Raw genomic sequence first — 15,336 nt, forward strand, 5'->3', positions numbered from 1 at the left:
TTTTATATATATTTTGCAATAAGTGTTCTTAAGTTAGCGGAGGTTTCAAGATCAGTAAAGTCTATACCAAGCTGTACACTCGTTAAGGCAACTTCAGGGCGAATGCCGGAAATCACTGTTTTCGTACCGAGCAATTCAAGTGCTTCAACCATTTGGAATAATCGCTGGGCTACCATCGTATCAATCATAATTACACCAGATAAATCAATTATTAATGTTGATAAGTGCTGATCTGCTACTTGTTTAAGAGTGGACTCTAAAATATGTTTCGTTCGGTTTGTGTCAATCTCTCCGATAATAGGGAGAAGTCCAAGCTGATTGGTTATCGTGATGACTGGTGCGGTAAGCTCATAGATTAAATTTGCCTGAGATTCTAACCTTCTAATCATAATTTTTAAAAAGGTGTCTGTAAAGGTTTCGATAATATAGTCTAACGATTTATTTAACTTTTTTCCCTAATAGAAAACGTCTTTCAATGTTACGAAGGACTGATTTTCCTCGCAAAATGTTTCAACCATTTCCCATAAGGTTCTTCTAAATAGTGCATTGTTCCGCATTACTTCGGTTAAATCTGTATTCGATTCTGCTCGTTCTTTTCCTGTTTGCTGTGTCCAATTTAAAATGGTAGCTTTCATCATTTCGTCATCTTGTACTAAACAGTCAGCTAGTAGACGTAAATACTTTCCGTTCTGCTGCTTGATGCGTTCTTTAATTTCTGTTGGTGCGTCTACAGAATAATGAGAACCTTGTTTTTTTTTCTTGAAAAGAAAACCATTTTTCGGTGAACTCTGAAGTATGATCAATTAAAAAGTCGTGTAATACCTGGGTAGTATCGTTCATATAGAAGACTCCTTCGTTCTAATAAGGTTATGCCTATATTTTCAAGGAAAGAAAAGAGTTCTGTCAAATAATATGGTAGAAGGAATAAATTGAACGTGTCGGAGAGTTTAGTTTGTGAATTTAGTTCACTTTAGATAAACTAACGATAGTAGGATAAGAAAGGAATAAGAGAATGTTCCAAGAACGATATGATACATACGATATTATGGAAGTCTGCCTGATTGCAGGGAAGATTATGCTTCAAAGTGGGGCAGAAACTTATAGAGTAGAAGATACCATGATGAGAATTGCTGCTTCTTATGGGCGCTCCCGTTCTCATAGCTATGTGACTCCCACTGGTATCATCTTTTCAATTGAAGGGGACGAACCAACAAAGACAAAACTCATTCGAATCATGGATCGAACCACAGATTTAAAAAAAGTGGTGTTAGTGAATAATGTCTCACGTGAAATTAGTCGAGGGGAACTAACTGTAGATCAGGCAACCTCTAAGTTAAAAGAGATTCAAGAAGGTAACTGGATGTTCTCGTTTCCGGTTCAATTACTTGCCGCTGCCGTATCAAGTGGCTGCTTCACTATTATGTTTCAGGGAATGTGGCAAGACTTTTTACCAGCTGTTGCTGCGGGTGGAATAGGTTTTTGGAGCTTCGTAAGGGTCCATAAACATATACCGATTAAATTCTTTGCAGAGGCGATTGCTAGTTTTATTATTGGAGTTATTGCCTTTTTATTTTGTTTTATTTTTTCTATTGGACATGAGCTAGATAAGATTATCATTGGTTCGGTTATGCCTCTTGTACCAGGGCTATTAATTACAAATGCAGTTAGAGATTTAATGGCTGGACATCTCGTATCAGGGCTATCAAAAGGAGCGGAAGCATTTTTAACCGCCTTTGCTATTGGTGCTGGAATTGCTGTCGTATTATCTCTATTAAATTAGAGCAGTGCTTGGAGGAATACAATGGTTTGGAATATAGTTGAGCAGGTTGTGACAAGTTTTATTGCTTCCGCTGCATTTGGCGTGATCTTTAATGCCCCAAAAGAAAGCTTAGTCAAGTGTGGAAGTGTTGGAGCATTTGGGTGGATTGTATACATAGTATTGACGGACTACGGTGTAGATAGTGTGGTTGCCACGTTAACGGCAAGCTTTGTCATTGCTGTAACGAGCCAAATGTATGCAAAAAAATATAAGACACCCGTGATTATATTTAGTGTTGCGGGAATTATTCCGCTGGTACCTGGTGGGTTAGCATACGATGCGATGAGAAATTTTGTAGAAAATGATTATAATACTGCCATCAATCTAGCGGCAAAAGCATTTATGATTTCCGGTGCAATTGCCATTGGTCTAGTGTTCTCTGAGGTTGTCAATCAAATGATCAGGCAATCAAAGTTGACAGAGGGGAGTAAGGTGAAAACGTGAGCGCCACTACATTGTGGTGCTTTTTTTGTTTTTAGCTGTGTGCCGAAGTGCACCATAGAAATAGAACAATAAAATTTTTTTGAGGATTGGTATATTGTCTTTCAGTTACACGAGAAGAAGGGTTAAATGGAATGTGAAAAGTTGAGCGAATAGGAAGAGCACAACAATACGGGACGTGGAGCGGTGAACAAGAGTCGTACACGGGTGCATTCGCAATAAAGAAAAAAAGTCAGAGAGGTTTTCTTTTCATACTCTAAAGGTATATGGATTGTATAAAGAAAAGCGAGCCATAAAGGCTCGCTTAGGTTCGTGTAACTTATATCTCATATTGTTTATCATATAAAATTTCCGATTAATTATCTGCCGCGGTTACATTCCACATGGATTTTTGATCTTAAACGACGTTAGCCCTACCTCTCTAACATCCTTACGGCTCCGAAGCCGATCCAGTGTGAGTAAGTGTTACGAAATTCATATAGAACGCCTAAAAATAATTTCATAAGTTACAACTCCTAAAATGAATTAGATTTGGCGAAGAACAATAGTAAGTATAGCACACCTTACAATACTTGTAAAATGTTTGTGCTCAGAATAATCTTCCAACTATACGTTTTCAAAATCAAATATTAGGGTAAAAGTTTACTGTAACAATATATTAACTGTAGAAGGCGAGAGCTATGTTTAAAATAACTAGAATTACAACCGTCATATACCTAACCCTATTACTATTACTTTTCATGATGAGAGAATACTTGATAATTGACAATGTAGAAAACGAACTAGTAGAGGAAATTACCTTACTATTTATTGTTTTTTTATACGGAGTTCTTTCGTATGTGTTAGGGTTTCAAGTAGACAAATACAGATACCTTTCCTTTAAGGACTCAACAAGTGGTGCCTATAGTAAATATTATCTTGCAAAAAAATTTGCTAAATGGAAAAAGAAAGAAACCGAATTTTATTTATATATGATAGATATTGACAACTTTAAACAATTGAATGACCATTATGGACATATATATGGGGATCGTGTACTAAAGTCAGTGGCTACTACTTTAATGCAACAAACGAACTCGGTCGTAAGTAGATGGGGTGGAGACGAATTTGTACTATTAAATTCGAAACCAATTCTACATAATTTTCCAAGTTTGCAACATAAAATACAAGAAGAGTTACAACAGATCCTTCCGAGCAATAGGATAACATGTTCTATTGGAGAAGCGAAATACACAACGGACGGGGAAACGTTAGAAGAACTGGTTAAAAAAGCCGATAAACAGATGTATTTACATAAAAGAAAAAAAGAAAATCTCTATTCGAAATTTATTATCTTAAAATAGAAGGAGAGAGGATGATTGGGGATATTACCAGTAGCTTTTTATGAGCAACAATCAACATTATCCTTAGCAGAGTCCCTTTTAGGTTGCATTCTTGTAAAAGAAACAAATGATGGGCGTTGCTCTGGAATGATTGTGGAGACTGAGGCGTATATTGGACCATGGGATCAAGCTGCGCATAGCTTTGAATCGAAAAGAACAAGGCGAACAGAAATTATGTACCACTCAGCTGGACATATTTATACATATGTTATGCACACCCATTGTTTAGTGAATATTGTAAGTGGGGAAGTTGATGCCCCTGAAGCTGTTTTAATTCGAGCAGTCGAACCCCTAGAAGGGAAAGGCGTAATGCGGAGTAGAAGAGAAGGTAAAAATGATATTCAGCTTACGAATGGACCTGGAAAGTTAACGAAAGCGCTAGGTATTACGATGAATGATTACGGCAATATGGTGACTTCACCTCCTCTTATGGTAGAAGCGGGAAAAGTAGTAAGGAAAGAGGAAATCTATACGGGACCTCGAATTGGTATTCCTAATTCCGGTGATGCGAAACATTATCCATGGAGATTTTGGTTATCGGGAAATCCGTACGTTTCTAAATGATAAAGTCAAGAATATTCAAATTTTTACAAGCTATTTATATTCTAGAAAAGGAAATTATGGTATACTTAACATAATTAAACTGTTAAATTGCAATGAGGAATGCTACGACCCTAAATTAGTACTTGGGCGCTTTGATTTAGGATAGCTAATAGCGCAACCGGCCACATTGAGAACGTACGCGTTTTCACTGTTGGTTTTTTTTATTCTTTAATGAAAACCTTATCAAAAAATATCCAATCAACCATAAGGAGTACTATGAATATTTTTGAGATTTTCCAAGAAGATTTTCTTTATCATGAATATCAGCCTCTTCATTACTTGAAAGAAGGGCAACCTATTTTTGCATATGAGGCGTTACTGCGTAATCTTTCTAAAGTAAATCCTGAACAAGTATTTCAGACGGCTACAAGAGCAAATATTTTGTATAAATTAGATTCTGTATCCATACATAAAGCTGTTCAAACCTTTGCTAATAGGATAGGACATGGGCAAGAGCATCTATTCTTAAATATTTATATAACGACCATTCTCCATCCTAATTTTCTAAAAATTTTTTGAGCATTTAGTAGAAAGTTATCCAACTATTGTTCAGCATTTATACTTAGAGGTTAATGAATCTAGTGCAGAAGAAATGTGGCAAAATGACTTGTTAAAGGAATCGATGAATAACCTTCGAGAGTATGGTGTCAAGTTTGCAATCGATGACTTTGGGCAAGGATCATCCTCATTAAAAAAAGCAATTGAATATCAACCTGAATGCATTAAATTAGACCGATTTTTCGCAAGTAATTTATCAAAAGATGAACGCAAGCAACGATTTTTATTCTTTTTTCCACTCTTATTTTGGAAAAGATACATTCATTGTATTAGAAGGAATAGAAACAATTGAAGATTTAAAGGTAGCCGAACAATTAGGAATTCATGCTGGCCAAGGCTATTATTTAGGCAAACCGGCGCAATTAGCCATTGGATCTTAATTTTTTTAATTAGGAGGGGCATTGTGCTACCAGATGAAATCATTCAGCTTGGAAGAGAAAGGATGAAGCCTTTTGCCTGCGAAGGCTTTGTTGCTTATGGAGGTTCCTTTAAAGAACACATCATGATCGTTGGGGAGGCTCCTGGTGAAAATGAAGCAATACAAGGACTTCCTTTTATCGGAAGATCTGGAAAAGTTCTTGATGCAATGCTAGAGGAAATTGGAGTAGATAGACAAGATGTATATATCACAAGTGCAGTGAAAAGTAGACCTTTCCAGTGGAAAGAAAAAAAGCTACAGCGTGCTTGGGTATGTAAGAAATATAACCGTCCCCCTACGATCGAAGAAGTACTAGCTCATGCACCGGTACTTGATTATGAACTAGATCGCATACAACCTAGGTTGATCATTACACTCGGAAGAGTTGGATGGAATAGAGTATCTGGCTCCACCGCCATGATGTCAAAGATTCATGGGAAGCTTCATACAGGACCTATCTTACGAATGAATGGTAACGAAGAACTAGAATATTCACAAAAGTCCTATCGAGTATTTCCACTTTATCACCCCGCTTCACTTCTTTACAAACCTTCTTTAAAAGAAGAGATGAAAAAGGACCTTACCACTTTAAAGGCCCTTTTACTTGAAATGCTGAGCTAATGATTATTTGTCTTTTGGAAGGAAATAAGAAACCACACCAAGTGCAGGTAAGAAAGAAGCGATAAGCATGGTTTCATTTAAACCGATTGTATCAATTAGTACACCGAGGGCGATGGAACCAATTGCCCCCATTCCAAAAGCTAATCCAACAATAAGACCTGACATCGTACCAATTTTACCAGGCATTAATTCTTGGGCGTACACGACCATTACGGAAAAACTAGACATCAAAACGAGTCCCATTAAAGCGATGACGATAAACGCCGCAAATGGTGGTAAATAAGGTAAAATGATGGCCATTGGAGTTGTTAGAAGTAGAGAATAGGCAATCACATTCTTACGGCCGAAGCGATCTGCTACAGGTCCTCCAAAGAACGTTCCGACAGCCCCTGTAATCAGGAAGGCAAAAATATAAGCCTGTGATTGAGCTATAGTCATTCCGTACTCAGAAATGACATAGAAAGCATAGAAGTTTGAGATCGCGCTACTATACCATGACCTAGCAAATACGATAAAAACTAATAGAACAAGAGCCAAAATGATTTCTTTATTCCATTCGCTTTGGCCTTTCTTTTTACTCGGCCTTGGGGGGAGATATACTAGTTGTGATTTATACCATTTAGCTATGAAAAATAAAATCACTACAGCAAGAAGAGCAGCGATTGAAAAAAAAGATGCGCCTTTTGTCCTAAGGGTACTAACACAAATGCTGTCATAACAGGTGCAAGAGCGTGCCCAGTGTTCCCTCCTACTTGATAAATAGATTGAGCCAATCCGCGCCTGTTTCCTGCTGCTAAATATGCAACTCTGGAACCTTCAGGATGAAAGACGGCAGAGCCAAATCCAATTAGTACAACAAATAATAGGATGGTAAGAAAGCTAGGGGCAAATCCTAACCCCAAAACCCCTATTAAACTTAGGGATAAACCTACAGGTAGCAAATAAGGAAGTGGAGACTTATCTGTATATATTCCGACAACGGGCTGTAAGCAAGAAGATACCATGTTTAAAACAAATGCGATGAGACCAAGTTGTGTGAAATTAAGTCCTAATGATGCCTCTAAAATGGGAAACATCGCAGGGATAATGGCTTGTAACGTATCATTAAGTAAATGACAAATCCCTAAAAAGATTAACACCTTATAGGTTGGGTTTTGGGTAACCTTTGAGGATAAAGCATTAGGTGTAGCTAAAGTACTCATATTTCCCCCTCTTTCAAATAAGATACCTATCTATCATACAGGTAGAATTTTGAAAATTCCACCCGTTACAGAATTGTGTAAATAGTGTAAAATTTATAGTGAGAAGGGGAATTCGTCAATTATTGTAGAAATAATTAATATAAGATGGTTGCATGAAGGTGTGTTTCCTTTTAGATCAGATAAAACTAAACAGACGGAGAAGATGGTTATGGCGTTGTTAACAGAAAAATTACTTTTACATATCCTTATATTTTTGGCTCCAGTCTTTTTGTTAAGTATAGTGTACGAAGGAAAAGACTTTCGAAAGATGCCGATTGTACATGGAGTATTACAAGGGGTTGCAGCATTTACATGTATGATTTTCGCTTATTACAATGTAGGACTGTATTGGGACTTAAGATACGTGCCTCTTGTACTCGCCACTTTATACGGGGGACCACTATCTGGGGGTATTGTGGTTCTCTTTATTTTTGCAGCAAGAATTTATAATGGTGGAGATGCGTTACTTTTTTGGTTTTTATTAGCATAACCGTTGCCTCTATTCTTCCCTTTTTATTTTCTAAACGGTTCATGAAGATATCTGCAAGAAAACGTATTATTACAGCCATTTGTATTGGAACGTGGCCAGCTGTAACCATGCTATGCATATTACTTAGTTATATGTTTGTTAATCAAATGCCATTTGACAGTATCATAGAACAGCTTAGAGACATCCTTTTATTTGGAGGATTAGTAGTAGTAGGTACGGGTATGGCAGCAAAATTTTATGAGCTATTAATTGAAAGACAGCAAATGAAAGAAGAAATGCTAAGAGCAGAAAAGATGAATACGATGGGTGAGCTTGCCTCATCTATTGCTCATGAAGTAAGAAATCCGTTAACGGTAGTCAAAGGATTTGTTCAGCTATTAGAAAAAAACAATAGTCAAAAGGACCATGATTATTATTCTCTTATATTTAGTGAAATAGGCAAGGCAGAAGGAATTATTAGTGATTATTTGAACTTCGCCAAACCTCAATTTGATAAAATTGAAAGATTACATGCCGGAGACATCATTGAAGAAGTAGTTTCTCTGATGACTCCTATGGCAATCGCTGAAGGCGTAGAGGTTTATATAGAAACCTGTGAGGAAACATATGTATATACAGATAAGGATAAATTGAAACAAGTGTGTGTGAATTTAATTAAAAATAGTATAGAAGCCTCTTCGGTAGGAGAGAAAGTGCTGATAGGATGCCAGCCTACTTTGAATGAAGTGGAAATCACCATTAAGGATGAAGGAAAAGGAATGACACAAGAGCAGTTAGAACGAATAGGTACGCTCTTTTACACCACAAAGGATAAAGGAACTGGAATCGGTACGATGGTTACGTTACGAATTGTACAGTCTATGAATGGGAAGGTATCGTACACAAGTGAACCTGGAAAAGGAACAACGGTAACAGTCCGAATACCTAACGGAGCCTAACATACGAAATAACAGCAAACCATACAGAAGGTGACACTTATGAAGATAAAGCTTGGGGTCAGACGATTAGTTGAATACGCCTACCGATCAGGTAGTATTCCTCAAGGATTTAGTCTTTCAATTGCAGCAAATGAAGGAACTAGATTACACCGAATAAGACAAGCTCAATACAAAGAGGGGGACCAAAAGGAGGTCCCTCTTTCTACAGTTATCGAGCATGAAGGAACAGAGGTCATTCTAGAAGGGCGTTGTGATGGCCTTTTGGTACGGGATGACCGGTGGGTAATAGAAGAGATTAAATCCACTAAACAAGTAGTAGGAACAGAAGATCGTTTTATCCACTGGGCACAAGGGATTTGTTATGGATATATGCTATGTAAGGAAAAAGAACTCTCCCATATAGATGTGTGGTTGACGTATATTCAACTAGACACATACGAGGTAAAAACGTTTAAAAAAACAATTTAAAAAGGAAGAGTGTTTCCATCATATAGAGATAGCTTTATGTGAATACATACCTTTTGCCTTAACAAGACTACACCACCAGTTGGAGAAGGTAACCTCTTCAAAGAAGCTTTCATTCCCGTACAGTGAGTTCAGAGCGAATCAGAGAGAACTTGCTGGTGCGGTGTATCAAGGAATTAAGTACGGGAAGATTGGCTATATAGGGGCTCCTACTGGTACTGGAAAAACCATTTCTACCATATTTCCATGGGTGAAAAGTGTAGGAGAAGGACAATCTGACCGTCTTATTTATACAACAGCAAGGACGTCTACTAAAGGTGAAGTAGAAAAGACATTTCAAGCGATGACCGTACTAGGTTTAGACATGCAAACGGTCACCATCACGGCTAAAGAAAAAATCTGTCCTCGCACAAAAAGCTATTGCAATCAGGAACACTGTGAATGGTCTACAGGATACTATGATCGATTAAACGAAGGACTAATGGATATTTTAGAGAACGAACGAGTCATCACACGAAACCTTCTTGAAAGATATAGTGAAAAACACACTCTGTGCCCTTTTGAGTTCTCACTCGATGTCGCATATGAAGCCGATGTGATCATCTGTGATTATCACTATATTTTTGACTTACGCGTATCTCTTCAACGCTTAGCTGAAGATCAAAGAAAATCAACCGTATTACTCGTAGATGAAGCCCATAATCTAGTCGAACGAGGAATGGAGATGTATTCAGCAGACCTCAGACTGGAGGAATTTTATGACGAAGGCCTTCATACTACAGGATCTAAAGTAGCAGAGGTAAGAGAAGCACTGTCTGAGTGGATGGGGCAGGGTTCTTCTACATTTTACAAGGTAGAGGAAATGAACAGTAGCGTATTAGAACAAATAGCCTCTCTTGTAAAAGATATCGAACATTCTCTAGCATCTGTGCAAGACACAGTGACGGATGAACACCTTCTAACCTTATATTTCTCTCTTCAGCATTTCTTGAAAATCAGTGCACAACTTGATGAACGCTACATCATCTTAATTGATACTGAGACCGGTAAAATAAAACTGAAAAATATTCAGCCTTCTAAACAGATTCAAAAGAACCTAAAGACGTTTCAAAGTGCTTTCTTATTTTCTGCGACCTTTGAACCCTTTGACTATTTTTCTACTATGCTTGGTAAAGAAGAGGATAGCCTATATTACTCTATCCCAACCCCCTTTTCTAAAGACCAACTAGACGTTTATATTGCCCCCATCAACACTCGTTATCATAAAAGGGAACAAAGTGTCCCATCTATCACAATGATTGTAAAACAGCTGTTAGCTGAAAGACCTGGAAACTACCTCCTATTCTTTCCTTCCTATTCTTATTTACAGCTAATAGAGAATGAACTTCACTCGGTTCTAGTAGATGTGGAATTGCTAGTTCAACAACCTGGTATGAGTGATAGAGAGAAGGAGCTTTTTTTAGAAAAATTTCAATTGAGAGCAAAAGAGAATGAAAAAAACTCCAAGCTAGGTCTTGCTGTATTAGGTGGTGTTTTTTCAGAAGGCATAAATTTAGAAGGAGATGCTCTGATTGGTGTAATAGTAGTAGGTGTGGGGCTACCTATGCTCACAAACGAACGAGATCTCATGAAAAATCAATGGACCTCTCAAGGGTTTAATGGATTCGCCTACGCCTATCAATATCCCGGAATGCACAAGGTTATTCAAGCGGGTGGTAGGGTCATTCGAACGTCTAAGGACAAGGGCACGCTAGTGTTAATAGATGATCGCTATCTCACTCCCTTCTACCAAGAGGTCCTTCCTGCTTTTTGGCAACCGTATCGTTTGGTGTGAATAGAAATCCCTCCCTCGTCTCAAAATAAGTGAGACGAGGAGGTGGGAATCATGGCGAAAATTGGAGTAGAACAATCTCTTACTAACGTGGCAGAAGCACTGCGTTCAAAAGGTCACCAAGTTATCGACCTAAAACAAGAGGCGGATGCAACTGGATGTGACTGCTGTGTCATCACAGGTGGTGACGCAAATATGATGGGAATTCAAAACGTAGCAACACAAGGACCTGTCATCGAAGCAACAGGAATGTCCGCTGACGAAGTATGTCAGTGTGTAGAGGACCGATTACAATAAGGTGTGAGAAGAAGACTAGCGGATAGTCTTCTTTTTTTGTGGGAGGGGAAAGGGGAGAAGATCTTGAGGTGAACAGGGTTCTGGAGGTAGAGTAACACGATTCATAATTGCTCTAAGTTATCGTGATTTTAATGGGGGTGCTAGAGGTTTAGGTAGTGCCACAGGATAATGGTCTTAAATAGTAAGGAGGCACCAAGCCTCCCTACAAGAAAACTCACACAATCGGTTCGAAATATTTTAATTCCTCTCGAATGCTTGCGTCTTTACCTGTGTCATACGAGACGTTTCCGATTATCTCTTTTAGTTCTTCAAGATGTTCTTCATTCTCGGTCTCCCAATAAAGGAATACACGTTTGAAGACTTCTTTTCCTACTTCAAGAGCTTCTTCATACAATTCAATAAAAGATTTTGTTGACGATTCTTGATTGTTGGTTGGATGAAGCCACGGTGTTTTGTTTACATTTAGGTAATCTTGTTCTGGAAATTTCTCTCTGTAGCTAAAGGGTGTTATGTAGCCGAATAGTAGTTTGTTCTTCAATCCCATAGGGTCGTGAAACAGCTTGAATGCTTTTTTCATATCTTTATAAGATTCTTTTATATAATGAGTAGGTAGTGATTCTTTCGTTGGGTGATGGGTGGAAATGAGTCCAGCTAACAGTTCTTCTACTTCTTCATGTAGTTCAGCACCTAGGTCTATTTGTTTGTAGGCAGGGGATGTCCACGTATCCAAATTTCTTTCTCTTTTTACCATGATGGTATCAATTGTGGTTTCTAACAATTGATGTTTATATCCTTCCTCACCTGACCGATATATGATGTAGGGGTGAGTTTGCCTATCGAGTAGATGATGTGTGATAAAGCCAAGGATATAGGCTTTGGTTTCTTCGTGCTTCATGAATCTTCCTTTTTTGATCATATCTAAAAGAAATGGTCCGCAGTTGTTGTAATGGATGGCTAATCCAATGGTGGATACAGAAGATTTTTGCCATGGTAAGAAGCTGTGATAGAAAAAAGGATCGGGACCCTGTGAGCCAAATCGATAATAGGCTTGTGCTTTAGGGTCAAACGAGTGGGATGGAAAAGAATGTAGTAATTTTTCAGCAAAAACAATATGAGTCCAAACATTTGGCATAAATATGACCTCCTATTTAAGTGCCTTTTTACAAAATGTAGCATAAGTAGAGGTAGAGTAGTGTTAATTTTTGATAAAAGGAGCAGAGTATGTTTTTTAAAAAGATAGCTATGTTAAAGGTTATTGTTGATAATCCAGCAAAAAATGGGAACCCCGCCAACAGTGGTAGACTGGGAAGAGATTTTACCAAATCTACATGTTGGAGAAGCAACGATTGTACTGGAGTTGTCTGAGCGAGAAGGACTCTCAGGTTATTCGAAATTAGAAGTGGTACGAAAGATGAAAGAGCTTCGGGCTAAAGGGATGAAAATAGCAGTAGATGATATTGGAAAAGGATACTCCGGACTGCATACGCTTGCTATGGTTGAACCGGATTTTGTGAAGATTGATCGGGACCTTGTTAAAGATATTGAAGTAGATTCTTACCGTCAGCACATGATGCGTGCTCTTATAGAGTATTGGAAACAACAGAATGTACATATTATCGCGGAAGGTATTGAAACGGAGTCGGAATGGTCATTTTTTAAGACATTAGGTGTTCGCTATTTTCAAGGATACTATTTTCATAAACCAAATCTAGTCAAACATGTGGAAGCCATCTCGTAGGTTGATACGAGATGGTTTTCACAAACATGTAAAATTTTTCACTAATTATTCTCTATGAAATCCTTTACAATAGAGGGAGAAGTGGTCTATTATTTTTTTATAAGGTGTGAAAACGGTTGCACACAAAGACCTACAGATGAGTAGCGCTACCGTAATGGATAGGGAAAAAGTATTGAGAGGGAAAGGATGAACGAAATGAAACGTTTGTTTGAAGTAGATGCTTGGAAGATTATCGAAACATCTCTACATAAAGAGGACTTTCGCTTAGCCGAAAGTATGGTGAGTTTAGGGAATGGCCACATGGGAATGCGTGGGAATTTTGAGGAATCGTATTCAGGAGATTTTCATAGGGGTTCTTATGTAGCAGGAGTTTGGTTCCCGGATAAAACACGCGTTGGATGGTGGAAGAACGGCTATCCAAATTACTTTGGAAAAGTAATCAACTCGACGAATTATATTGGGATTAAAGTTTTCATTGATGGTAATGAAGTAGATCTATACACAGCAGATGTAAAAGAATACTACCGAGAGCTTGATATGCAACACGGTGTTTTAACGAGAACCTATACGGTTTCTCAAGATGGAAAAGATACGAGTGTTAAGGTTGTGCGCTTTCTTTCAGTTGCAGAAAAAGAGCTTGCAGTGATGAACTATGAGGTGACGCCTCTAAATTATAGTGGTGAAGTGACATTTGTACCTTATTTAGACGGAGATGTACGAAACGAAGATAGCAACTATGAGGAAGATTTCTGGTATGAAAAAAATCGCTCAGTTGGCGAGTTAGAAGGCTCTTTGACTATGAGAACAGTGGAAAATCCATTTGGTACTCCGCAGTTTAGCGTAGCGACAACGATGAAATCTATTGTAGACGGATCGATTTCTTCAGTGACTGCTTCTGAGCAAGAAGAATACGTTGAAAATAAAATTGTCGTTGAGGCAAAAGAAGGATCCACTGTAAGTCTAACCAAATTGGTTGCGGTAACAACAGATCGTGATTATAACGAAGCAGAATTAGTAACAAAAGGACAGGAAGTAGTTGAGCGTTCCTTAACAAAGGGATTTGCTACCCTTTTAGATGAACACAAAAAAGGATGGCTAAGTCGCTGGGAGATAGCGGATGTGGAAATCGAAGGGGAAGATGAAGCTCAACAAGGGATTCGCTTTAACTTATTCCAATTATTCTCTACCTACTACGGAGAAGATGCTCGTTTAAATATTGGGCCAAAAGGATTTACGGGTGAAAAATATGGTGGTGCTACTTACTGGGACACAGAAGCTTATGCGTTACCTCTTTACTTATCAACAGCAGACAGCGAGGTTTCACGCAACCTTCTCGTTTACCGTCATAATCAATTAGATGGTGCCTATCATAATGCGAATCAACAAGGATTAGCTGGAGCGCTTTACCCAATGGTAACGTTTAACGGGGTAGAGTGTCATAATGAGTGGGAAATCACATTTGAAGAAATTCACCGTAACGGTGCTATTGCCTATGCAGTTTATAACTATGTGAATTACACAGGAGACCGTGATTATTTACACGAATATGGCATTGATGTGTTAACTGGCATATCTCGATTCTGGGCAGACCGTGTACATTACAATAAAAAGAAAGATGTCTATATGATGCACGGAGTAACAGGTCCGAATGAATATGAAAACAACGTAAACAACAATTGGTACACGAATCGTATTGCTAAATGGACGTTAGATTACACTCTTAGTGTAGTCGAGTATGTAAAAGCAGAAGGTCATGAAAATAGAGTACATGGACTTCACCTGACAGAAGAAGAGTTAAGTAAGTGGGCGGATATTTCTCAAAAAATGTATCTTCCGTATGATGAGGAGCTTGGGGTGTTTGTCCAACACGATACATTCTTAGATAAAGATTTAATGACAGTCGATGAGCTTGGTAAAGAACATCGTCCGTTAAATCAAAACTGGTCATGGGATCGCATTCTACGTAGCTGTTTCATCAAACAAGCGGACGTGCTTCAGGGCTTATACTTCTTAAATCATGAATTCTCTGAAGAAGAAAAGCGTAGAAACTTTGATTTTTATGAGCCGATGACCGTTCATGAATCTTCTCTTTCTCCTTCTATTCATGCCATTTTAGCAGCTGAGCTTGGAAAAGAAGATAAAGCGTACGAAATGTACCACCGTACAGCTCGTTTGGACTTGGATAATTACAATAACGACACAGAGGATGGACTTCACATCACGAGTATGACTGGTGCCTGGCTTGTGATTGTTCAAGGGTTTGCAGGAATGAGAACAGCAGAGGAAACTCTTGCATTCGCTCCATTTATGCCAACAGCTTGGAATCGTTATTCTTTCAATATTGTTTATCGTAACCATACGTTAAAAGTAGAAGTAACGAAAGAAGAGGTTACGATTCAGCAAACGGGGCCTTCGTTAACAATAAGTTTATACAATGAACTTCACCAAATAGAGGAAAATGGAACGGTTACTGTTCCGTTAAGAAAGTAAGGTG

Annotated in this window: 17 protein-coding genes and 2 pseudogenes; 15 read left to right on the forward strand and 4 right to left on the reverse strand. The window is 38.2% G+C overall.

Annotation, left to right across the window (positions count from 1 at the left end):
- Window positions 1-2: 2 nt before the first annotated feature.
- Together M44_RS03040 and M44_RS03045 are read right to left on the reverse strand one after the other, a co-directional pair.
- Window positions 3-389 carry an STAS domain-containing protein gene (locus tag M44_RS03040; RefSeq protein ID WP_010170740.1) on the reverse strand — a complete coding sequence of 129 codons (387 nt, stop codon included), beginning with the start codon at window positions 387-389 and terminating at the stop codon, window positions 3-5.
- 66 nt (window positions 390-455) lie between these two features.
- Window positions 456-803 (reverse strand): hypothetical protein, encoded by a 348-nt coding sequence (locus M44_RS03045; RefSeq protein ID WP_010170742.1) that lies wholly within the window; start codon window positions 801-803, stop codon window positions 456-458.
- A 209-nt stretch (window positions 804-1,012) separates the two neighbouring features.
- On the opposite strand from M44_RS03045, the gene M44_RS03050 reads away from it, so the two are divergent.
- The 8 genes and pseudogenes from M44_RS03050 (at window position 1,013) to M44_RS03075 (ending at window position 5,842) form a co-directional block, all read left to right on the forward strand.
- A complete protein-coding gene (locus M44_RS03050; RefSeq protein WP_010170743.1) occupies window positions 1,013-1,780 on the forward strand; it encodes a threonine/serine exporter family protein in 768 nt (255 codons plus the stop codon).
- 21 nt (window positions 1,781-1,801) lie between these two features.
- Window positions 1,802-2,263, forward strand: a complete 462-nt coding sequence (locus tag M44_RS03055; protein ID WP_010170745.1) for a threonine/serine exporter family protein — start codon at window positions 1,802-1,804, stop codon at window positions 2,261-2,263.
- Between the two features lie 677 nt (window positions 2,264-2,940).
- Window positions 2,941-3,603 (forward strand): GGDEF domain-containing protein, encoded by a 663-nt coding sequence (locus tag M44_RS24625; RefSeq protein ID WP_010170746.1) that lies wholly within the window; start codon window positions 2,941-2,943, stop codon window positions 3,601-3,603.
- A gap of 15 nt (window positions 3,604-3,618) precedes the next feature.
- Window positions 3,619-4,206 carry a DNA-3-methyladenine glycosylase gene (locus M44_RS03065; RefSeq protein ID WP_010170748.1) on the forward strand — a complete coding sequence of 196 codons (588 nt, stop codon included), beginning with the start codon at window positions 3,619-3,621 and terminating at the stop codon, window positions 4,204-4,206.
- A 255-nt stretch (window positions 4,207-4,461) separates the two neighbouring features.
- Window positions 4,462-4,764, forward strand: coding sequence for an EAL domain-containing protein (locus M44_RS28675; protein ID WP_010170750.1), 303 nt, complete (start codon window positions 4,462-4,464; stop codon window positions 4,762-4,764).
- A gap of 25 nt (window positions 4,765-4,789) precedes the next feature.
- Window positions 4,790-4,969 (forward strand): annotated as a pseudogene (locus M44_RS29750) (EAL domain-containing protein); the annotation flags it as partial.
- 37 nt (window positions 4,970-5,006) lie between these two features.
- Complete coding sequence (locus M44_RS27740) at window positions 5,007-5,183, forward strand: EAL domain-containing protein (RefSeq protein ID WP_010170753.1); 177 nt, start codon at window positions 5,007-5,009, stop codon at window positions 5,181-5,183.
- A 23-nt stretch (window positions 5,184-5,206) separates the two neighbouring features.
- On the forward strand, window positions 5,207-5,842 hold the full coding sequence (locus M44_RS03075; RefSeq protein WP_010170754.1) for a uracil-DNA glycosylase: 636 nt from the start codon (window positions 5,207-5,209) through the stop codon (window positions 5,840-5,842).
- A gap of 3 nt (window positions 5,843-5,845) precedes the next feature.
- On the opposite strand, the pseudogene M44_RS19900 reads toward M44_RS03075, so the two are convergent.
- Window positions 5,846-7,044, reverse strand: a pseudogene (locus M44_RS19900) (MFS transporter).
- Window positions 7,045-7,252: 208 nt separating this feature from the next.
- Between M44_RS19900 and M44_RS03085 the strand changes: the two are divergent.
- The 5 genes from M44_RS03085 to M44_RS03100 all read left to right on the forward strand — a co-directional run bounded on the left by M44_RS03085 (window position 7,253) and on the right by M44_RS03100 (window position 11,104).
- Window positions 7,253-7,573, forward strand: a complete 321-nt coding sequence (locus M44_RS03085; protein ID WP_029326704.1) for a LytS/YhcK type 5TM receptor domain-containing protein — start codon at window positions 7,253-7,255, stop codon at window positions 7,571-7,573.
- Window positions 7,555-8,511 carry a sensor histidine kinase gene (locus tag M44_RS03090; RefSeq protein WP_155814884.1) on the forward strand — a complete coding sequence of 319 codons (957 nt, stop codon included), beginning with the start codon at window positions 7,555-7,557 and terminating at the stop codon, window positions 8,509-8,511. The genes M44_RS03085 and M44_RS03090 overlap by 19 nt, the downstream gene beginning before the upstream one ends.
- Window positions 8,512-8,550: 39 nt before the next feature.
- Complete coding sequence (locus M44_RS24635; protein ID WP_050770864.1) at window positions 8,551-8,979, forward strand: PD-(D/E)XK nuclease family protein; 429 nt, start codon at window positions 8,551-8,553, stop codon at window positions 8,977-8,979.
- Between the two features lie 79 nt (window positions 8,980-9,058).
- On the forward strand, window positions 9,059-10,810 hold the full coding sequence (locus tag M44_RS19905) for an ATP-dependent DNA helicase (RefSeq protein ID WP_050770865.1): 1,752 nt from the start codon (window positions 9,059-9,061) through the stop codon (window positions 10,808-10,810).
- Window positions 10,811-10,861: 51 nt separating this feature from the next.
- A complete protein-coding gene (locus M44_RS03100) occupies window positions 10,862-11,104 on the forward strand; it encodes a YkuS family protein (RefSeq protein ID WP_010170757.1) in 243 nt (80 codons plus the stop codon).
- Between the two features lie 214 nt (window positions 11,105-11,318).
- On the opposite strand, the gene M44_RS03105 is transcribed toward M44_RS03100, so the two are convergent.
- A complete protein-coding gene (locus M44_RS03105; RefSeq protein WP_010170758.1) occupies window positions 11,319-12,236 on the reverse strand; it encodes a zinc dependent phospholipase C family protein in 918 nt (305 codons plus the stop codon).
- A gap of 126 nt (window positions 12,237-12,362) precedes the next feature.
- Between M44_RS03105 and M44_RS19910 the strand changes: the two genes are divergently transcribed.
- Window positions 12,363-12,842, forward strand: a complete 480-nt coding sequence (locus M44_RS19910; RefSeq protein WP_050770866.1) for an EAL domain-containing protein — start codon at window positions 12,363-12,365, stop codon at window positions 12,840-12,842.
- A gap of 186 nt (window positions 12,843-13,028) precedes the next feature.
- A complete protein-coding gene (locus M44_RS03115) occupies window positions 13,029-15,332 on the forward strand; it encodes a glycoside hydrolase family 65 protein (protein WP_010170760.1) in 2,304 nt (767 codons plus the stop codon).
- Window positions 15,333-15,336: the final 4 nt, after the last annotated feature.

Source organism: Bacillus coahuilensis m4-4, assembly GCF_000171615.1.
Lineage (GTDB): Bacteria > Bacillota > Bacilli > Bacillales > Bacillaceae_K > Bacillus_T > Bacillus_T coahuilensis.